This window comes from Paenibacillus sp. FSL R7-0204, assembly GCF_038002225.1.
Classification (GTDB): domain Bacteria; phylum Bacillota; class Bacilli; order Paenibacillales; family Paenibacillaceae; genus Paenibacillus_AQ.
The window spans coordinates 5,069,366-5,087,155 of sequence record NZ_JBBOCA010000001.1 but is presented as its reverse complement, the minus strand read 5'-3'; the positions used below and the strand labels follow the sequence as shown (position 1 = coordinate 5,087,155).

General features: G+C 56.2%; 16 protein-coding genes. 12 read left to right on the top strand and 4 right to left on the bottom strand.

The window, feature by feature from the left end; genetic code table 11:
* Positions 1-28: 28 nt before the first annotated feature.
* From MKX42_RS22435 to MKX42_RS22405, 7 genes are all read left to right on the top strand, one after another.
* On the top strand, positions 29-433 hold the full coding sequence (locus MKX42_RS22435) for a hypothetical protein (RefSeq protein WP_340754731.1): 405 nt from the start codon (positions 29-31) through the stop codon (positions 431-433).
* Between the two features lie 155 nt (positions 434-588).
* Entirely contained in the window at positions 589-1,683 is a 1,095-nt protein-coding gene (locus tag MKX42_RS22430) for a quinone-dependent dihydroorotate dehydrogenase (RefSeq protein ID WP_036702182.1), read from the top strand.
* Positions 1,684-1,710: 27 nt separating this feature from the next.
* Positions 1,711-2,523, top strand: coding sequence for a GTP pyrophosphokinase (locus tag MKX42_RS22425; protein ID WP_036725183.1), 813 nt, complete (start codon positions 1,711-1,713; stop codon positions 2,521-2,523).
* Positions 2,489-2,977: a DUF309 domain-containing protein gene (locus MKX42_RS22420; RefSeq protein ID WP_340754730.1), complete on the top strand. Its 489-nt coding sequence runs from the start codon at positions 2,489-2,491 to the stop codon at positions 2,975-2,977. The genes MKX42_RS22425 and MKX42_RS22420 overlap by 35 nt, the downstream gene beginning before the upstream one ends.
* A 67-nt stretch (positions 2,978-3,044) precedes the next feature.
* Positions 3,045-4,661, top strand: a complete 1,617-nt coding sequence (locus MKX42_RS22415) for an RsmB/NOP family class I SAM-dependent RNA methyltransferase (protein ID WP_340754728.1) — start codon at positions 3,045-3,047, stop codon at positions 4,659-4,661.
* Positions 4,662-4,664: 3 nt separating this feature from the next.
* Entirely contained in the window at positions 4,665-5,414 is a 750-nt protein-coding gene (locus MKX42_RS22410) for a pseudouridine synthase (protein ID WP_340754726.1), read from the top strand.
* A gap of 352 nt (positions 5,415-5,766) precedes the next feature.
* On the top strand, positions 5,767-6,570 hold the full coding sequence (locus MKX42_RS22405) for a Cof-type HAD-IIB family hydrolase (RefSeq protein ID WP_340754724.1): 804 nt from the start codon (positions 5,767-5,769) through the stop codon (positions 6,568-6,570).
* 214 nt (positions 6,571-6,784) lie between these two features.
* Here the strand turns inward: MKX42_RS22405 and MKX42_RS22400 are convergent, their stop codons facing one another.
* The 3 genes from MKX42_RS22400 to MKX42_RS22390 form a co-directional block, all read right to left on the bottom strand.
* A complete protein-coding gene (locus MKX42_RS22400; RefSeq protein WP_340754723.1) occupies positions 6,785-7,468 on the bottom strand; it encodes a hypothetical protein in 684 nt (227 codons plus the stop codon).
* A 185-nt stretch (positions 7,469-7,653) separates the two neighbouring features.
* On the bottom strand, positions 7,654-7,743 hold the full coding sequence (locus tag MKX42_RS22395) for a sporulation protein YjcZ (RefSeq protein WP_143803672.1): 90 nt from the start codon (positions 7,741-7,743) through the stop codon (positions 7,654-7,656).
* A 116-nt stretch (positions 7,744-7,859) separates the two neighbouring features.
* A complete protein-coding gene (locus MKX42_RS22390; protein ID WP_340754722.1) occupies positions 7,860-9,266 on the bottom strand; it encodes an RsmB/NOP family class I SAM-dependent RNA methyltransferase in 1,407 nt (468 codons plus the stop codon).
* A 210-nt stretch (positions 9,267-9,476) separates the two neighbouring features.
* On the opposite strand from MKX42_RS22390, the gene MKX42_RS22385 reads away from it, so the two are divergent.
* From MKX42_RS22385 to MKX42_RS22375, 3 genes are read left to right on the top strand one after another with little or no spacing between them, the layout of a single operon-like run.
* Positions 9,477-10,613, top strand: coding sequence for a glycosyltransferase family 4 protein (locus MKX42_RS22385; protein ID WP_340754720.1), 1,137 nt, complete (start codon positions 9,477-9,479; stop codon positions 10,611-10,613).
* A 4-nt stretch (positions 10,614-10,617) separates the two neighbouring features.
* Positions 10,618-12,006 (top strand): metallophosphoesterase family protein, encoded by a 1,389-nt coding sequence (locus tag MKX42_RS22380; RefSeq protein WP_340754719.1) that lies wholly within the window; start codon positions 10,618-10,620, stop codon positions 12,004-12,006.
* Positions 12,003-15,416: an AAA family ATPase gene (locus MKX42_RS22375; RefSeq protein WP_340754717.1), complete on the top strand. Its 3,414-nt coding sequence runs from the start codon at positions 12,003-12,005 to the stop codon at positions 15,414-15,416. The genes MKX42_RS22380 and MKX42_RS22375 overlap by 4 nt, the downstream gene beginning before the upstream one ends.
* On the opposite strand, the gene MKX42_RS22370 is transcribed toward MKX42_RS22375, so the two are convergent.
* Positions 15,403-16,536 (bottom strand): YkvI family membrane protein, encoded by a 1,134-nt coding sequence (locus MKX42_RS22370; protein ID WP_340754715.1) that lies wholly within the window; start codon positions 16,534-16,536, stop codon positions 15,403-15,405. The two genes, MKX42_RS22375 and MKX42_RS22370, sit on opposite strands and share 14 nt — an antisense overlap.
* Positions 16,537-16,712: 176 nt before the next feature.
* Between MKX42_RS22370 and MKX42_RS22365 the strand changes: the two genes are divergently transcribed.
* Positions 16,713-17,282 (top strand): xanthine phosphoribosyltransferase, encoded by a 570-nt coding sequence (locus tag MKX42_RS22365; protein ID WP_036725092.1) that lies wholly within the window; start codon positions 16,713-16,715, stop codon positions 17,280-17,282.
* Between the two features lie 108 nt (positions 17,283-17,390).
* Positions 17,391-17,708 carry a hypothetical protein gene (locus MKX42_RS22360; RefSeq protein WP_340754713.1) on the top strand — a complete coding sequence of 106 codons (318 nt, stop codon included), beginning with the start codon at positions 17,391-17,393 and terminating at the stop codon, positions 17,706-17,708.
* The last annotated feature ends 82 nt before the right edge of the window (positions 17,709-17,790 follow it).

Sequence of the window (17,790 nt, the reverse complement as noted above, 5' to 3'; positions counted from 1 at the left end):
AGAACACAGAAACAGGAGTGATGCTGCCATGGCAAGCAGATCCAAAAGCAAAATTCCGGTGCTGCTATACCGCTATGCTGGTCCCCGGAGGAATATAGGGTTTACCTTTTCCCGGTATGATATGAACATGGAAGAGGGCGGGAGTGCACCGGAAGAGATGCTGTTTATGTATGAAGAGGACTTCGAGTATCTTAAGCCTGCGGTGGGCAGGGTGTTCCCTGTAACGAATCCCTTCACTGGAGAAGAGCAGACATCGCTGGACCCTTGCTGGGAGAATCCTATTCCGAAGAGCTTGTGGGAGTCCATCTTGTCTGAGCTTGAGCAGCAGCGGGTTAGAGACTCTGAACTACAGGATTTCCTGAACCAGTTCATAGGCTGGGCAAGGAATCACCTGCGGACCGCAGACGGAATTGAAATTACGGGGAATCTGTGAGAATTGGCGGCGGCGTCAAGGAAGTATGGCAGGGCGGGGACAATCGCTGCGGCAAAAAACTTTTCTTTTCCCCCGGAAACGGATAAAATTAAGAAGAAACCTATAGATACGGGAGTCGTTATGTCAATTGTGGTTCCCTTGAAGGAGCGAGAACGGTGCTGTATCGACATTTTGGTAAACCAATTTTCTTTAAAATGGACCCGGAGACGGCGCATCATCTCGTCATCGGCGGACTGAATAAAGCAGATCTAGTTCCCGGCGGGAGCGCAGCCATGCGCCTGATGTACGGGGTTCCTGAGACGGCTGATCTTGCAGTGGACCTGTTCGGGGTACATTTCCCGACCCCTGTGGGTTTAGCGGCAGGACTGGATAAGAATGCGGAAGCGGTAGGAGGGTTCTCTTCGATCGGCTTCGGATTTATGGAGGTAGGCACGGTAACTCCGGTAGGCCAGCCCGGCAATGACAGTCCCCGGCTGTTCCGGCTGCTGCCCGACAAGGCGCTCATTAACCGGATGGGCTTCAATAATGAAGGCGCGGAGGCCATGGCTGAACGCCTCAAGAAGCTGAAGAAGCGCAGAATTCCGGTGGCGGTCAATATCGGACGCAACAAGGCCACCCCGAATGAATTGGCGCATGAGGATTACCGCAAGTGTATCCGTACGCTGTATCCGTACGGTGATTTTTTTGTGGTTAATATCAGCTCGCCGAATACCCCGGATCTCCGGAGTCTTCAGCATGGCAGCGAGCTCTCGAACCTGCTTAGCGAGGTTAAGGAAGAGATGGAGCTGCAGCGGGTGAAGACGGGCATCACGAAGGGGCTGCTGGTCAAGATCGCTCCCGATGTCAGTGACGCTGAGCTGGAATATATGGTACATACCATCACGGAAGCCGGAATGGACGGCATTATTGCCACCAATACGACACTCTCCCGTGAAGGGCTGCAGAGCGACAAAGCCGGTGAAACGGGCGGGCTGAGCGGCCAGCCGCTGCGCGAACGTTCTACAGAGATTATCCGCAGAATCTACAGTCAGACTGGCGGCAAGCTGCCGATTATCGGGTCGGGCGGGATTTTTACAGCCCAGGATGCTTACGATAAGATACGGGCGGGCGCCAGTCTGGTCGAAATTTATACAGCACTCATCTATGAAGGGCCGGAGGTTAACCGTAGAGTGCATGCCGGATTACGGCAATTGCTGCGGCGGGACGGCTTCCAGCGGCTCCTTGATGCGGTAGGCGCTGATCATCACTGAAGGATGAATGGACAGGAGGACAAGGCGATGGACGTCAGGGACTGGGGAACTTTTCTGCTTCCTTATGAACAAACGGTGGAGGAATTGAAGGTTAAATTCAAGACGATGCGCTCCGAACTCAAGAAAAGGGAAGAATATACTCCGATTGAATTCGTTACCGGCCGTGTGAAGCGGCTGTCTAGCATACTTGAGAAGGCCAAACGGTTAAACGTAAAAATGGAGGATCTGGAAACGGGCATCGAGGATATCGCCGGCATTCGCATTATGTGCCAGTTCGTCGAGGATATCCGCAGAGTGGCGGAATACATCCGCGCCCGCAAGGACCTTGAAGTATTATATGAGAAGGACTACATTACCAATTATAAGGAAAGCGGCTACCGCAGCTTCCATATGATCATCCGGTATCCGGTACAGACTGCGCTGGGTCAAAAGATTGTACTGGCTGAAATTCAAATCCGTACACTGGCGATGAACTTCTGGGCAACCATTGAGCATTCGCTGAATTATAAATACCGGGAGAGCCTGCCCGATGAAATGCGGGTGCGCCTGAAGACGGCAGCAGAAGCGGCTTCCATTCTGGACAGCGAGATGTCGAGCATCCGGGAAGAGATTCTGGAGGCCCAGAAGACCTTCGAGGAGAACTCGAACATGACGACCCAATTGCTGAAGGCCATTCATCAGCTGTATTTCTATCATCTTGTGAATGAAGCGATTGAGAGCCAGGAACGGTTCAATGCGATCTGGCAGGCTCAGGATATGGATGCAATGAAGGAATTGCTGGACCATGTGCGCGAGCTGCTCTCGAATGCCAAGAAGGGCAGCGAGCCGGATGGCTTATGAGCCGCTCTATCTGGCCTACCTCATTTACTTCAACCGGGACAGGGATTATTTCGAATGTCATGAGGTGCTTGAGGAATTATGGCTGGAGAAGCAGCGTGATCCGTTATACAAAGCTCTGCTGCAGGTGGCAGTCGGGCTGTACCATTTCCGTAATACCAATGTGCGCGGTGGCCTGATTCTGCTGAAGCAGTCTCATGAGGTACTGGGCAGATATCCGGCGGTGACGCTGGGTATTGATCTGGCGAAGCTGGTCCGGGAAGCTGGGGAGTATGTTGCCCGTCTGGAGGCTTACAACGATCAGTCCTTTGATTATTATGATCTCACAATCCGCATCGTAGACCCTGTGCTGGAGGAAGAGGTCAGGCTGGCGGCTGAGTCTACTCCGCCTGTGCTGCCCCAGCGGCGCGGGCCGCAGCGGCCGGACAGACCCAGGCACAGCCCGGGTGGCGCTTGACTATAGTAAGGTACAACAGGAGCACCCGCAGGGGTGTTCCTGATTATTTGAGCGGGAGGAAGGCATCATGACAGCACAACTGCCCGGAGCTTTCGCGCAGCGTATGAAAGAGCTGCTGGGACCGGAATATGAGCAATTCGCAGATACCTATCAGCAGTCACCCTACGGGGGAATCCGTGCCAATACACTGAAAATAACGCTGGACGGGCTGCGGGAGCGTTCCCCCTTCACCCTTGAGCCGATTCCTTGGTGCCCTTCGGGCTTCTATACCGGAGAGGGAGCCAGACCCGGCAAGCACCCTTATTATCATGCGGGACTGTACTATATTCAGGAGCCGAGTGCCATGGCCCCGGTTGAACTGCTGGACGTTCAACCGGGGGACCGGGTGCTCGATCTGTGCGCAGCCCCGGGCGGCAAGTCTACCCAGATTGCCGCCAAGCTGCAGGGCGAAGGCCTGCTGGTCAGCAATGACCTGCATCCTGAACGGACGAAGGCGCTCGCCAAGAATCTGGAGCTGTACGGAGTACGGAACGGCATTGTACTCAACGAAAGCCCTGAGCGGATTGCGGCGGCCTTCCCGGGGTTCTTCGACCGGATTCTAATCGATGCCCCCTGCTCGGGAGAGGGCATGTTCCGCAAGGACGAGGATATGGTCAAGCAATGGGAGCCGGGGACACCGGCCAAATATGCGGAGATGCAGCGGGAAATTCTGCAGGCCGCTGCTTCAGCGCTGAAGTCCGGCGGTACTATGGTGTACTCCACCTGCACGTTCGCTCTGGAGGAGAACGAGGAGATGATTGCCGGATTCCTGTCCGGGCATCCTGAGTTCTCGCTGGTTCCCGTAGGCGGAACCGGTCCGTTCGCTGCCGGACTCGGCCCATTGCCGGGTGCGGCGCGGCTGTGGCCGCATAAGGTCAAGGGGGAAGGGCATTTCATGGCGGTATTGCGCCATGACGGAAGTGGCGGACCTGCGAGAGAGGCATTTGAGGCCGGGGCCGCAGAGAATGGAGCTACGGTGACAGACACTTTAGAGAATGTAAAAGCAAGAAATGATAAGAGAGAGAGAAGTCTGTCTGCCGCACCCCGGAGCAAGGCTGCGAAAACAGACTTTCACAGTAAGGCAGTTCCCGGCAGGGCAGATCACGGCCGGGGCGGCAAGGGAGGACGCGGATCTGGACACGGCTCCGGCTCTGGTAGAGCCGGAACGGGTCCAGGTCCGCAGTCACAGCGAACTGGCGGGGAAGCGATAGCGTTCGCGGTCTATGCAGACTTTATTCAAGAGCTGCTGGGGACACAGCCGCCCGGACATGCGATATGGTTCGGCGACCATCTATATATCTCTCCGTTGCCGCGTGAAGGGCTGGATGGTCTGAAGACGGTTCGGCCGGGCTGGTATGTGGGGCAGATCAAGAGCGGCAGATTCGTTCCCGGTCATCCGCTCGCTACAGCATTGCGTCCTGAGGAATGCAGCCGCTGGGTATCGCTATCCAGCGCCAGCGGAGAAGCGGTGTCCTACCTGAAGGGGGAGACCTTGTCGATCCCCGCAGAGCGCCTGTCGATTAAGGAAGGACATGCTTACAAAGGCTATACCCTCGTCTGCATCGACGGCTTCAGCGTGGGTTGGGGCAAATGGCAGGACGGACTACTGAAGAACGAATATCCCGCAGGCTGGAGGTGGACTTAGAGTATGGCTACAGGAGCAACTGCGAATAAGAAGCAACGGATTGACAAGGTGCTGTCCCACATGGGGATCGGCTCGCGCAGCGATATCCGCAAGCAGGCCAAGCAGGGTCTGATCACAGTAAATGGAGCTGTCGTCAAAGACAGCGGGTTCCATGTAGACCCGGAGCAGGACCGCATAGAGGTTGGCGGGGAGCCGGTCCTCTACCGGGAATTCATCTATCTGATGATGAATAAACCGCCGGGCGTATTATCCGCCACCGAAGACAAACGGGACCGTACGGTTCTGGATCTTCTGAAGCAGGAGCATGCGCTGTTCGAGCCGTTCCCGGTCGGTCGGCTGGATAAGGATACCGTGGGTCTGCTGCTGCTCACGAATGACGGCAAGCTGGCACATGAGCTGCTGTCCCCGCGCAAGCATGTCCCCAAGACCTATGAGGCTACCGTCGAGGGTGAAGTCGATGCAGCGGATGTGGCTGCTTTTGCCGAGGGCGTTACGCTTGAGGATGGTTATGTGACCCTGCCCGCGCAGCTTAGCATTCTAAGCAGAGAACGGGGCAGCCGCGTGCTGTCGTATATCTCACTCACCATTACGGAAGGCAAATTCCATCAGGTGAAGCGGATGTTCGTGGCTGTCGGGAAGAAGGTAGTGTTCCTGAAACGGGTGTCAATGGGCGAACTGAAGCTGGATGAGACTCTGCCTGAGGGAGCCTGCCGGGAGCTCACGGCCCGTGAGCTGGAGCTGCTGAAGCGTTAGGGCATACACCTCTGACTGCCCGACTGCCCGACTGCCTGACTGCCCGTAACGGACTAAGATGCGCTTATTTCGGCAAAAAGGCTGATTTTCATCTGTTCACGGACTCCACGGCCTTTATTGGCAGCTATTTGGCGTAATTTCAACCACTGGTGAGGAGATAAGTACACTCGGGTCCGTTAGACGCTTAAAATAACCTTTTGTGCCGAATTAGCGTCTTTGGAGTCCGTTAAACAGAAGCTTAGTTTATAGGGATTAGGTACGCCGGGAGCAGCTTGATCTCAATGAGCTGCCAATGAATGGTGAAGCAGGGAAATGCCTGGCGGTATACTATACAGAGATAGGATGATGGGGTATGAAATACAAACTGATTGCACTGGATGTAGACGGAACACTGCTGAATGATGATCATCAACTCAGTGAAGAGAACAAAGCGGCGATTGCCGAGGTTACGCGTCAGGGCGGGCAGATTGTACTCTGCACAGGACGCAGTCCGCAGAATTCGATTCCTTTTATGGAGGAGATGGGCTTGTCGGGGTATGTGCTGGGCCATAACGGAGCGGCTACGGTGAGTGTAAAGGACCGTAAGGTACTGCACCAGTATGGGCTGGACGCCAGAGGGCTGGACCCGTACATTGCCTATTGCCGCGAGCGCGATATCCATTTTGATGTGAACACTGCGTTTGAGATGTATGTGGACAATGTGGAGAACCTGACCAAGGAAGCCCACTTTATGTATGAGCATTTCCGCATTATGCCTGCATCTCTTCCGGCCTGGGATGAGTTCCGCGAACCGATTGTGAAATTCACTGTGTTCACGCAGTCTGATATTCTGGATGAAGCGCAGCGGGAGTGGGCTACTTGGGGAGAGCAGTACAATATTCTGCGCAGCGGAGAGTTCTTCGTTGATTTGATGCACCCGGAATCCTCCAAAGGCAATGCCCTGAAGCACCTGGCAGCCGAGCTTGGCATCCCGCAAGAACAGGTGCTGTCGATCGGCAACTATTATAATGATATCTCCATGCTGACTTATGCCGGTCTGGGTGTGGCGATGGATAACTCTCCGGTGGAGGTCAAAGCAGCCGCAGATGTGATCACCGGCACCAATAATGCGAACGGCGTGCGCGATGCACTGGTGAAGTATTGTTTGTCTTGCTGACTGCTTGAACACTCAGCATATCTAATCTTCTTGCTAAGTAGCGAACAACCAAAAATGCAAAAGGGCGATCCTCCAATAACGGAGAATCGCCCTTTTTTTGCCGCTTTAAGCTTTTAAGAAGCTACTCTACTTCAAGTCCGACAATGATAATTGAATTTCGCTTAAGCTTCTGATTCAGTGACTGGAAATTTCGTTGCATAATTGAATACTTGTATCAGCAATGTCGGTTGACTAATTCCACTGACGAGTTAATGCTGTATAGGTTAGATCCTGAAGATTCGGGAGCAGAGATCTCAGCTTTCACAGAGATTGGGATTTTAATTGAATTGACGCCTACCGACCTTACGCCGCCTTTGGTATCGGAGCCAACGGAAACCATAATGTTGAAATTTTCCGAAGGTAAAATTGTTTTGCTATCGGATACTAGATCAATAATTATCATTCCACTTCCACCGCCTGCCGGATTTTGTAGATTTGTTACACCGACTTCAACCTTATTTCTCCACTCCTTACCTAGGTTCATATCAGTTTCGGAAGTAAATGGCTGTAGTGATGTTTTTTGATTCTCAGGGAAATTGCTTAGAATGTTGGCGATATACCATTTCTTCGGAATGTAGATAGTCATTCCGCCGAAATCTTTAGGATCAATTTCAAACGAAGTAACAATTCGTATGCGCTTGGCCATTGCTTTTTCGCCCCACACAAAAATCGATCCTACTGCTGATGTGTTTTGTTGTGCAGTTTTGGATCTGATACTAAATTGCTTAGTTAGCACAACACCATCATTTACAACGGTATAGTCGGAGAGTTTCTCTTGAGTAGGGAAATGTTGCATTATTATGATAACCATGACAACTACAACCGCAGAGCACACAATCATAGTCTTGTTTTTAGACAATTTCAGAGTAATCCCTCCGATACTTCTAATATAAATAATCACCTCCATTATAACAGGTATGGTTTAAGTGAAAATTCCATATTTTAGAATTATTACCCGCGATCAGGAGAATCGAAAAAGCAGCCTGCCCCCATAAAAGGGAGCGGGCTGCTTGAGGTCCGTGTGCTGTGCTGCTTATAGCGGAATTAGACGAACAACGAACGGGAAATGATTACGAGCAATATGAAGAGTACCAAAATCGCACCGGTCGAAGTGAAGCCTACACCTGCACCCATGTCTGATTCCTCCCTTGATTCATGTCTGTTCCCACTTGCCGCCGCTTAAGTCCGGCGGACTGCCATGGGATAATGACATCATATGCGTAGGGAGGCTTCATGAACTGGTCAACTGCCTAAACCTCGTCAAGATGGGCTTTTAGAATCCGCAGACCCTTGGGCAAATGATTCTTGAGCTGGCCGGAGCTGGCTTTGCCCCAGCCTACGGGCAAGCCGTCTACGGTTACCAGCGTCCAGCCGTGCAGGCTTGGCGGAACCGGCAGACTCTCGCCGCGCAGCCAGGCCTGGATCTCCGGGCCATCCGCAGACATATCATAACTGCGCGCCGCCTGATCCGGCCGGAGAGCCATGGCCAGAGCGTGGGCAGGCTCAATCCGGTTCTTTTTGAGATGGGCAATATGAAGTCCGGCACGCGGCACCTTGAGCCCGTCCAGTATCCCGGTGTGCAACCGCTCAGTGAATGCCTCAGGCAGCAAATACAGGGATTCGCCGAAGAGAAGCGGTACACCGTGTCCGGCGAATCCGGGCAGCTCTGCCTCCGACCAGCTCATGAACTGTTGATAGGCCTCCCTAAGCGTAGAACTTGTCTTCGGGCCGTTACTGCCGCGTTCATCGCGCTTGCCTTTGCTTTTACGTGGAGTGGATTCTGTCTGGTCAGCGGAAGAAGCCTTGTGGAGCAGAGCCACGAAATGCCCTTCACCCCGCTCCAGATGCGGCCACAGCCGCTTCGTAACGATCAGCTCCATCTCGGGATAGGTCTGCACGAAGCGCTCCATCGTCTCCTCATTCTCCTGGCGGTTGAAGGTACAGGTCGAATAGACCATATGACCGCCAGGCTTCAGCATCAGATACGCATCCTGCAGAATATCCCACTGTCTGGCTACACAGATCTCCACATGCTTCGGGGACCATTCGTCCATCGCTGCAGGGTCTTTGCGGAACATCCCTTCGCCGGAGCAAGGCGCGTCCAGCATAATGCGGTCGAATACCTCAGGGAATCTTTTGGAGAGATCACCGGGAGCTGCGGAGGTAACCAGGGTGTTGCTTATGCCGAGCCGCTCGACGTTTTCGGCCAGGATTTTGGCCCGCTCCGGGTGGATTTCATTGGAGATGAGCAGCCCTTGACCTTGCATCAGTGAGGCGATATGGGTGGTTTTGCCGCCGGGAGCGGCCGCCAGGTCGAGTACGATCTCTCCGGGAAGCGGCTTCAGCAGCTCGGCTGCGGACATTGCGGAGGGCTCCTGAATATAATATAGTCCGGCGGTATGATAAGGATGTCTTCCCGGCCGAACCGGTTCCTCATAGTAGAAACCTGATGGGCACCATGCTACCTGTGACAGGCCGAATTGTGCGATTGCCTGCTCCGCTGCGGCGCGGCCGGAAGGTGCACTGCTTTTTAACGTATTGAACCGCAGACCCTGGGTCCGCTTAGCAAGATAGCTCTCCAGAAAAGCGTCCGCCGTATCCCCCAGCATCTCTCTAATGTTAGCGGTGTAAGCGGCAGGCAGCCGTTCTTCATTCATCTTTCATTCTCCTCTAGTCAAAATCCAAGATAAGTAAAGCTGTCATCTTAGTTGCTGTTTCGGGTGGATACCGATAAAATTAGGATATGGAACCTTAGCGTACCTATACCTGTAGCTGTACCCGTATTTATTATTGTACATATACACAACTATATCATAATTGCCGGCCTTCACCGTAAATAGGGCAATTGTAAAGGGAGATGTACCAATATGAACTTGCTGCAAGCGCTATTCTTCCCGCCGGAGCAGCCCGGTGGTGTATCTTCTATGATCCCTTATCTGCAGGAACGCTTCCGCTCGAGCCGCTGGGAGATGGATTTGTTCTGGCTGCCGAAGCGCATCCGGGGCAAGGGACGTGAAGACATTGTCTTCGAGACCTTCGATTGGACCGTGTACGGGGAAAGTCCGGTTGTACAAAAATACATTCAGACCTACCGGGATTATATCTGGTGGACCAAGCTGCGCATGAGCAAAAATTATGATCTGATCCATGCCCATCATCCGATTGCGGGTCTGGCGATGAAGAGAATTTATCCGGATGTCCCCTTGATTCAGACGCTGCACTCCAGCTATGAGCGTGAATTGATTCTGAACGGGTTGATCCGCGAGGGGGGGCTTGAGCATCAGTTTCTGGTCGCCATTTACCGGGAGCTGGAGCATGTGAGTGACCGGCTGATGACGGTTTCGCGTGCTTTTGCTGATTATATGACTCCTTATATTGAGCGGCCGGACAGCATCGGAGTGATCCCGAACGGATTCGATGAGAAGCGGTTCAAGCCTGTCCCGCATGAGAATGACATTCCGCAGCTGGTCACGGTTACCCGTCTGGTGCCGGCCAAAGGCATCGATATTCTGTTCAAGGCCTGTGCCGAGCTGAAGAAGCGGGGGCATGAATATGTGCTGCATATTATCGGTGACGGACCGAGCCGGGCGGAGCTGGAGAGGCTTGCGCAGGAGCTGGGTATATATAATGAGACTATTTTTTACGGCTATACGCTGCATCCTGAGGAATTCATGCCGTTCTTCGATATCTTTGTATTGCCTTCGCGGGCGGAGGCGTTCGGTTCGGTATTTGCCGAGGCTGCGCTGAGCTGTCTGGCGCTGGTCGGGACGAATGTGGGCGGCATTCCCGAGCAGATTGAGGACGGGGTGAACGGGCTGCTGGTGAATCCGGATGATGAACTGGGACTGGCAGATGCTCTGGAAAAAGTAATCACTGACCCCGGCTACCGCTATGAGCTGTCGCGCTCGGCTTGGGATAAAGCAAAGAGCCTCTATTCCCTGACACGTGTAGCCAATGAACTGAAGAAAACCTATCTGCAGTTCCAGCCGGGAATGAAGGGGTGAGGCTATGATTCCTTTTCGTTTCCTGCATGCTGCGGATCTGCATCTGGACAGCCGGTTCGCCGGTCTGGTCCATCTCCCGCAGGATATCCGCTCCTATCTCCGGGAGTCCACCTTTGCCGCCCTCGGGCGGCTTGTTGGCGTAGCCATCCTGCAAAAGGTGGATTTCGTGGTGATTAGCGGCGATGTCTACGATGTCTCGGATGCTTCGCTTCAGGGGCAGCTCCGGTTCCGGGAGGCCTTGGAGGAACTCGGACGCCACGGGATTCAGGTATTCCTGATCCACGGTAACCATGATCCGCTGGACGGCCCTCGCCTTAGCTCGGCATCGCCTGCCCATGTTACGGTATTCGGCGGCAGTGAGCCGGAGCGCGTTACTGCCCGCCGCAGGGAAGACGGACGGGAGGTAGCTGTGGTTAGCGGCATCTCCTATCCGACCTCCAAAGTGACAGAGAATACAGCTCTGCGCTTCAGCCGCCAGCCGGGCAGCAGCCTGTTCCACATCGCCCTGCTGCACGGCAATGTGGACGGGGATCTCCAGCATGAGACGTACTCCCCGTGCACCCGGAAGGATCTGATCGGCAGAGGCTATGACTATTGGGCGCTGGGGCATATTCATAAGCGGAGTATTCTCCATGAGCATCCGCCTATCGTATATCCGGGCAACATTCAAGGAAGAAGCATTAAGGAGACCGGGCCAAAAGGCTGTTATACGGTGGATGTCAGTGCAGAGGGTGCCGCCCGGCTGGATTTCCATGAACTGGACAGTGTACGCTGGCAGGTCCGCGAGCTCTCTATTGAAGGATTGGCTGACGAGGCAGAGTGGACCCTAGCTGTAGAGAATGCAGTGGAAGATATCCGCAGAGAGACTCCGCAGATGATGTCTGTGGTCAGGTTCCGTCTGACCGGGCGGGGCGAAATACATAAGGTGCTGGCTGAAAAGGGGGCGGCGGATGATCTGCTCACCGAGCTCCAGCGGCGGGAAACTGTGCGCGCGGTGCGCAAGGAATATGCGGGCTTGGTCTGGACGGAAGGCTTCTCCATCGAAACGGGACTTGCGGTTGACCGGGAACACTTGCTTCTGGAGGACAGCTTCCTGGGTGAAATGCTGCGGCTTGCCGGGCGCAGTAGCGGGAATGCGGCAGAGCTTGACGAGCTGGTCGCTACTGCGCTGAGACCGCTGATGGAGAATCAGGAGCTGCGCAGGCTGTTGTTATCCGTAGGAGCCGAAGAGAAGCAGGAATGGCTGAGAGGTGCAGCAGAGCTGGGAATCACCCTGCTGAGCAGACTGGAAGAGGGCGGGACGCTGCTGAATGCTGAGGAAGAAGGCAAGGCGTATTCTGCTGCGCATGCAGGAGATGGCGATGGACAGCCAGGCGGGGAGGTAGAGGAATGAAGATCGATTCATTGCGGATAGGCGGCTACGGAAGGCTGGCTCAGCGGGAGATCGGACTGAATGAAGGGGTCACGGTTCTGTTCGGACGCAACGAGGCTGGTAAAAGCACGACCCTGCAGTTCATCCGTGCCATGTTGTACGGCATCCCCGGCCGGGGGAATCCGGCTGAACGGTACGAGCCGCTGCAAGGAGGGACGCACGGCGGGGTGCTGGAAGCAAGGGACGAGTCCGGCGCATTATGGACCATCCGCCGGTATGCTTCCGGTGGCGCCGGGCCGGGCAGAGCGGAGAAGCTGCATATTGCCATCCTCCATCCGGATGGCCGCACGGAGGAGCTGAATCAGGCGGAGCTGGAGCGGCGTCTGCTTGGCGGCATCTCCCGGAGCATGTTCCGCCAGCTGTTCGCTGTCTCGCTTGACGAGCTGCAGGAGCTGGGTGCCTTGCAGTCCGGGGAAATGAGCAGCTACCTGTTCCATGCCGGGATGGGCGGCGGCGGGGAGATTATGCGGGCCGAGAAGCGTCTGGTCCAGGAGGCCGAGAAGCTCTACAAGCCGCGTGGCAAGGTCCAGGAGGCGGCCAGAATTCTACAGTCTATCGGGAAGCTGGAGCAGGAGGTAGCGGAGAGCCGCTCTTATCTGCCGAGATATAACGGGAACACCCTGGCTCTGGAAGCTGCGGAGCAGCAGCTGGAGCAGATGAAGCTGGACCGCGAGCTCGCCGGAGCAAGGCTGATGAAGCTGCGCAAGGCGCAGGACATCCGGGAGCTGTGGCTGAAATGGAGCGAAGGCCGGCTGGAGCTGGAGGAGCTTCCTGTGATTGCATCGTTCCCGGATAACGGGGCGGAACGCTGGAGGTCACTGGAAGCCGATCTGCGCAGCTTGCAGGGTGCAGCGTTCCGGCTGGAACGGCTTACGGCGGAGCTTACCGCAGAGCTTGCGGCGAATCCGCCTGATCCTCTGCTTGCGGAGCAGGGGTCTGCGCTCGAAGCGCTGGACCGCAGCCGCAGCAGCTATGAGGACAAGCGGGCGGAGCAGCAGCGGATTCAGGCGGAGCTGACGGCTCTGCAGGAGCAGCTCGAACGCCTGCTGCGCAGCATTGGCGCAGGCTGGGATGCCGCAGAGCTTGCGGGCTTCACCCCGGCCGCCGCAGACCGCGAGGCCGCGCGGCGTTACGCCGCCTCCTTTGCCGGGTATGACCGGCAAATGGAGACCCGGGGCGCGGAGCTGCTGAGCCTCCGCGCCCGCAAGGCCGCCGCCGCTGCTGCGCTGCAGGCGGCCGAGCGCCTGCTGGCGCAGGAGCACGCCAGCGGCGCGGCGGACTTCGCGGGCTTAGCTCCGCACAGCCCGCGTGAACTGGTGCAGCTCTGGGACGAGCTGCAGCAGGCCGCCGAGCGCTGGCGCGAAGCGCAGCTCGGCCTGGAGGGCGGCGCGTCAGCCTCGCGCCGCGGGGATACCGCCGGGGGCAGCCGCCCCGGCGCGAACGGGCGCCGGGCGGCACGCTACCGGCGCTTCCTGCAGGCGGTCGCAGCGCTTACGCTGCTGCTGCCGCCTGCGCTGCTCTTGACCGGCGCGCCGCCGGTCAGCGCGTGGTCCGCGCTCGGCCTGCTGGCCGCAGCGGACCTGTGGCTCTGGGCCGCCCTGCGCGCAGCGGGGGCGGCTAGTTCCCCGCCGGAGCCGGGCGGCGGGGAGGCGGGCAAGGCCGCAGCGGAGATGCTGCGGCTGCGCGGGCAGTTGCTCGCTGCCGGGGAGCGCGGCAGCGCAGCAACCGGCAACAGCCCGGACGCCAGCGGGCTGGAGGCCGGGATGCGCGAGCTGCGCCGGCTGATGGAGGCCTGGGGCACCTGGCGCCAGCGCGTAGACCGGCAGGCCGCTGAGGTCGAGGCCTGCCGGACGGAGCTTGCACAGCTGAGCGGACAGGAGCAGGTGCTGACCGGCGAGCTGGAGGAAGCGGAGGCCCGCTTCACAGAGCTGGCGGCACGCTACGAAGAATGGCTGCGTCAGCGGAGACTCCCCGAAGGGCTGTCGCCGGACGGCCTGCCGGATATCTTCGCCCTGGCAGAGCAGGGCCATGAGCTGCTGCGCCAGGAGGCCAAATGGTCTGCGCGGCTTAGCGGATTGGCGGCGGAATGTGCGCTATATGAGCAGGAAGGGCTGAAGCTGCTTGCAGCTGCGGGGACCGGCCGGCCAGATACTATTCCCTATATAGCTGAGCAGCAATCGCAGCGCGCTAGGGAGTCTACAGAGCAGCATCCGCTATCGGCAACCGCGTCAATTGACCAGCAGCTGCTATCCGCAAGTGATTTATCTGCTTATCAGACGCCATCACCTAGCAAACCTACTGAACAGCACCAGCTACCCGCTACCGAGTCTACTGATCAGCATCGTCGACCCGCCACCAATCCTACTGCCTATCATCCTACCCCAGCCGCCCTCTTAACCTGGCTGGAGCTGCGGAAGCGGGAGTGGGATCAGCTGAAGGCGGAGCTGCTGCGCAGAGAGAGTGTGGAGGCGCGGCTGGCTGAAGTCCGGGAGGAACTGACAGCGAATCACAGAGAGCAGACGGAATTGAACCTGCGGTGCTCGAAGCTGCTGGAGGAAGGCGGTGCCGGGAACGGAGAGCAGTTCCTGCGCCGTTCCTCTGCGTGGCTAAGACGGATAGAGGTTGCGCGGTCCGTGCGTCAAGCGGAGCTGGCGATGTTCAGCGGATGGGATGACGAAGGCCGGGCGGAGCTGCTTAGTCTGCTGGAGCATCTGGATGCCGGGCGGCTTGAGCAGGAGCGTCAGGCTGCGGAAGAAGCGGCGGCCGAGCTTGAAGAGGAGCGGAGCGCACTGCTTGAGCAGCGCGGCAAGCTGTTGCAGGAACGGGAAGCGTTGACGGAGCGCGGCAAGGAAGACACTGCCCTCCAGCAGCTGGAGGAGCAGCGGGCGGCACTGCGTAACCTGGCCGGGCAATATGCGGTAACAGTGCTGGCCGCCGAGCTGATGGGCCGGACGCGCCGGATCTATGAACAGGAGAAGCAGCCTCAGGTGCTGCAACTGGCCTCCGTGTATTTCTCGAAGCTCACGCACGGGGAATACCGCCGGATCGTGATGACGCTGGGGCATAAGGAGCTGAAGGCTGAACATAAAGATGCCGGACTGCTGGATAGCGGGCTGCTCAGCCGGGGAACCGCGGAGCAGCTGTATCTGGCGATCCGGCTGGCACTGGCAGAAACGATGAGCAGCAAGGTGAATCTGCCGCTGTTCTTCGATGATCTGTTCGTTAACTTCGATGAACACCGGCTTCACGCGGCTCTGGCTCTCCTTGGCGAGCTGTCGGCTTCCCGGCAGATCGTCATGATGACCTGCCACCGCCATGTCGCCGAAGCTGTGGCGGGCATCATCCCTGCGGCAGCAGTTATTTCCGTGTAGTCCGGATCGCAGGCTTGATGCTGACAATCGTAATCCCCTGCTTTTTGCCGCCCGCTCCTCCTGCTGGGGGCTTGCCCTGCCCTGGCGGCGGAGACATGGGGGAACGCACCAGCATGACCACCCATATTAGACACAGCGCGCCGAAGATCGGGTAGAAGATGCCCAGCAGCGAGCTGAAGCCGAATTGGCTGAACACATAGCAGATCAGCATCAGCAGCGGGGCGACCAGCGCAGGGGCGACGGGGAGCCGCTGCTGGAGCTGTACGCTTACCCCGTAGATACCCGCGACGAAGGTGCTGAAGATTTCCATGAAGATCAGCAGCAGAAAAATCATTTGCACCACCGGACCCAGCCGGATGGCGATGCTTCCCATCGGAATCTCGAACTGCAGGATGCCCGGCATCTGCGAGCTCATGGCAAAATGAGCTGCCAGCAGCATGAACCCGATGCCCGCTCCGCCCAGAATACCGCCGCGCACCAGCGCACGTTCGTCATCCGTATGACGGGCCAGCGGAACCAGCACAGCCTGGGCCATGCCAAGGTTGAACGAGGTATAGAGCAGCGGAGAGATCCAGGCGTTGATGCTGCTGTAATCGGTGGGCAGGAAGAGGAAGCGTTCGGCTCCCGCAACGCCCAGCGTATTGCAGACAAGGATTAGCGACAAAGTAAGCATCAGGGGCACCACGAGGCTGTTGATCTGCAGAATGCCGGAAATGCCGCGCTTCAGCAGCAAGTAAGATCCGAGGATAGTCAGAAGCAGCCCCGCCTGATAGGGAAGGCCGAGATGCTCCTTGAAGATCGCCCCGGCGCCTGCCAGCATGATGCTATTCACCCCGATCAGAATAATCATGGTAAACAGGCTGATGATGGTCCCGGCCTTGGCTCCGAACAGGTGGCGGTTGAAATCCTCATACGAGTCAGCAGAGATTTTCCGGGCGATGATCATCATTTTGGTGCCCAGCCAGATAAAGAGAGCGGCAGAGAATAGAATCGTCAGCAGCGCCCAGTGGCCGTATCTGGTGAAAAAACGGAGGATTTCCTGGCCGGTAGCGAATCCGGCGCCGACAATGGTGCCGATATAAGTGAAAGCGATCTGTAATGTGCGGACATGTGACTTCATGCTTAGCCTCCTTATGAATGCTGCGAAGTTTATAATCGCGGGGCCTGCAAGGATATAGCCTTGTGTAGTCCGCATAGTACAGGTTATGATGAGGAACAGAGGGACATGACTTCCGCCTGGACGAACAGGTGCGATTTCGGTGGAACGTCTATAAAGGGTAATGGAGGTTTACAATTATGGAATTATTGAAACAGCGGATTTTGGAGGAAGGCGTAGTCGTCTCGGATCAGGTGCTGAAGCTGGACGGATTGCTTAACCACCAGGTCGATCCGATGCTGACGATGGAAATGGGACGGGAATTTGCCCGCAGATTTGCTGAGGCTGGAGTTACTCGCGTAGTGACTGTGGAATCCTCGGGGATTGCCGTGGCATTTGCCACCGCGTATGAGATGAAAGTGCCGCTGGTGTTTGCCCGCCGCAAAAAAACGCTGCTGGCTGATCCCGATGCTCTTTGCGAACGGGTTCCATCTTTTACCAAAGGAATTGTTACGGACATCATGCTGTCCCGCCAGTTCATCTCGGAGGATGACAAAATCCTCTTCATCGATGATATTATCGCCAACGGCGACGCGGCCCGCGGCCTGATTAAGATTATCCAGCGTTCAGGAGCCGAACTGGTGGGCCTTGGCGTAGTGGTCGAAAAAAGCTTCCAGGCCGGTGCCCGCACGATCCGCGAACAGGGAATCCGTCTGGAATCCCTTGTTGATATTACCTCCCTTAATGACGGGACCATCGTTTTTGGATAAGGTGTAAGTGACAATAACAGGAACATAGCCTATTTTTCAAACATCTGCTTTTCACCCTATAAGTTTTCCTTTATAATAAAAATTAGACATGAGAGAGGAGGCGTCACAATGGGGAATGAACCGGTGACAGAGCAATTTTTTATTGATAAACTAACCGAGGCTAAGGATCACTTCGAACGTGCGCTGGATTGCAAACACACGGAGTTCGACGATTTGTATCCCTATATGATCGAACATCCTCAGTTTTTCTGGTACAAACGTTATGTTGCTTGGTCAGAGCTTTTGACAATCACAAGTTTGTGTGAAGAGCTGTCGTTCAGCTGGAGACAGACATTCACAGAGCATCAGGTCGAATATCTGGAACAACGTGTGATGTCCGCTAAAGTTCTTGACTTCTGGTTTGAGAAGAATGAAGCGCTGATATAGGAACTTCATAAGACATACAGATTGCTTTGAAACGTAACTAGACCCGGATGATACTCATTTGGGTCTTTTTCATGACCGGATT

Coding starts and splice junctions, on each gene's coding strand:
- MKX42_RS22435 (WP_340754731.1), top strand. CDS start 29: ATGGCAAGCAGATCCAAAAGCAAAATTCCGGTGCTGCTATACCGCTAT.
- MKX42_RS22425 (WP_036725183.1), top strand. CDS start 1,711: ATGGACGTCAGGGACTGGGGAACTTTTCTGCTTCCTTATGAACAAACG.
- MKX42_RS22420 (WP_340754730.1), top strand. CDS start 2,489: ATGCCAAGAAGGGCAGCGAGCCGGATGGCTTATGAGCCGCTCTATCTG.
- MKX42_RS22415 (WP_340754728.1), top strand. CDS start 3,045: ATGACAGCACAACTGCCCGGAGCTTTCGCGCAGCGTATGAAAGAGCTG.
- MKX42_RS22410 (WP_340754726.1), top strand. CDS start 4,665: ATGGCTACAGGAGCAACTGCGAATAAGAAGCAACGGATTGACAAGGTG.
- MKX42_RS22405 (WP_340754724.1), top strand. CDS start 5,767: ATGAAATACAAACTGATTGCACTGGATGTAGACGGAACACTGCTGAAT.
- MKX42_RS22395 (WP_143803672.1), bottom strand. CDS start 7,743: ATGGGTGCAGGTGTAGGCTTCACTTCGACCGGTGCGATTTTGGTACTC.
- MKX42_RS22390 (WP_340754722.1), bottom strand. CDS start 9,266: ATGAATGAAGAACGGCTGCCTGCCGCTTACACCGCTAACATTAGAGAG.
- MKX42_RS22385 (WP_340754720.1), top strand. CDS start 9,477: ATGAACTTGCTGCAAGCGCTATTCTTCCCGCCGGAGCAGCCCGGTGGT.
- MKX42_RS22380 (WP_340754719.1), top strand. CDS start 10,618: ATGATTCCTTTTCGTTTCCTGCATGCTGCGGATCTGCATCTGGACAGC.
- MKX42_RS22375 (WP_340754717.1), top strand. CDS start 12,003: ATGAAGATCGATTCATTGCGGATAGGCGGCTACGGAAGGCTGGCTCAG.
- MKX42_RS22370 (WP_340754715.1), bottom strand. CDS start 16,536: ATGAAGTCACATGTCCGCACATTACAGATCGCTTTCACTTATATCGGC.
- MKX42_RS22365 (WP_036725092.1), top strand. CDS start 16,713: ATGGAATTATTGAAACAGCGGATTTTGGAGGAAGGCGTAGTCGTCTCG.
- MKX42_RS22360 (WP_340754713.1), top strand. CDS start 17,391: ATGGGGAATGAACCGGTGACAGAGCAATTTTTTATTGATAAACTAACC.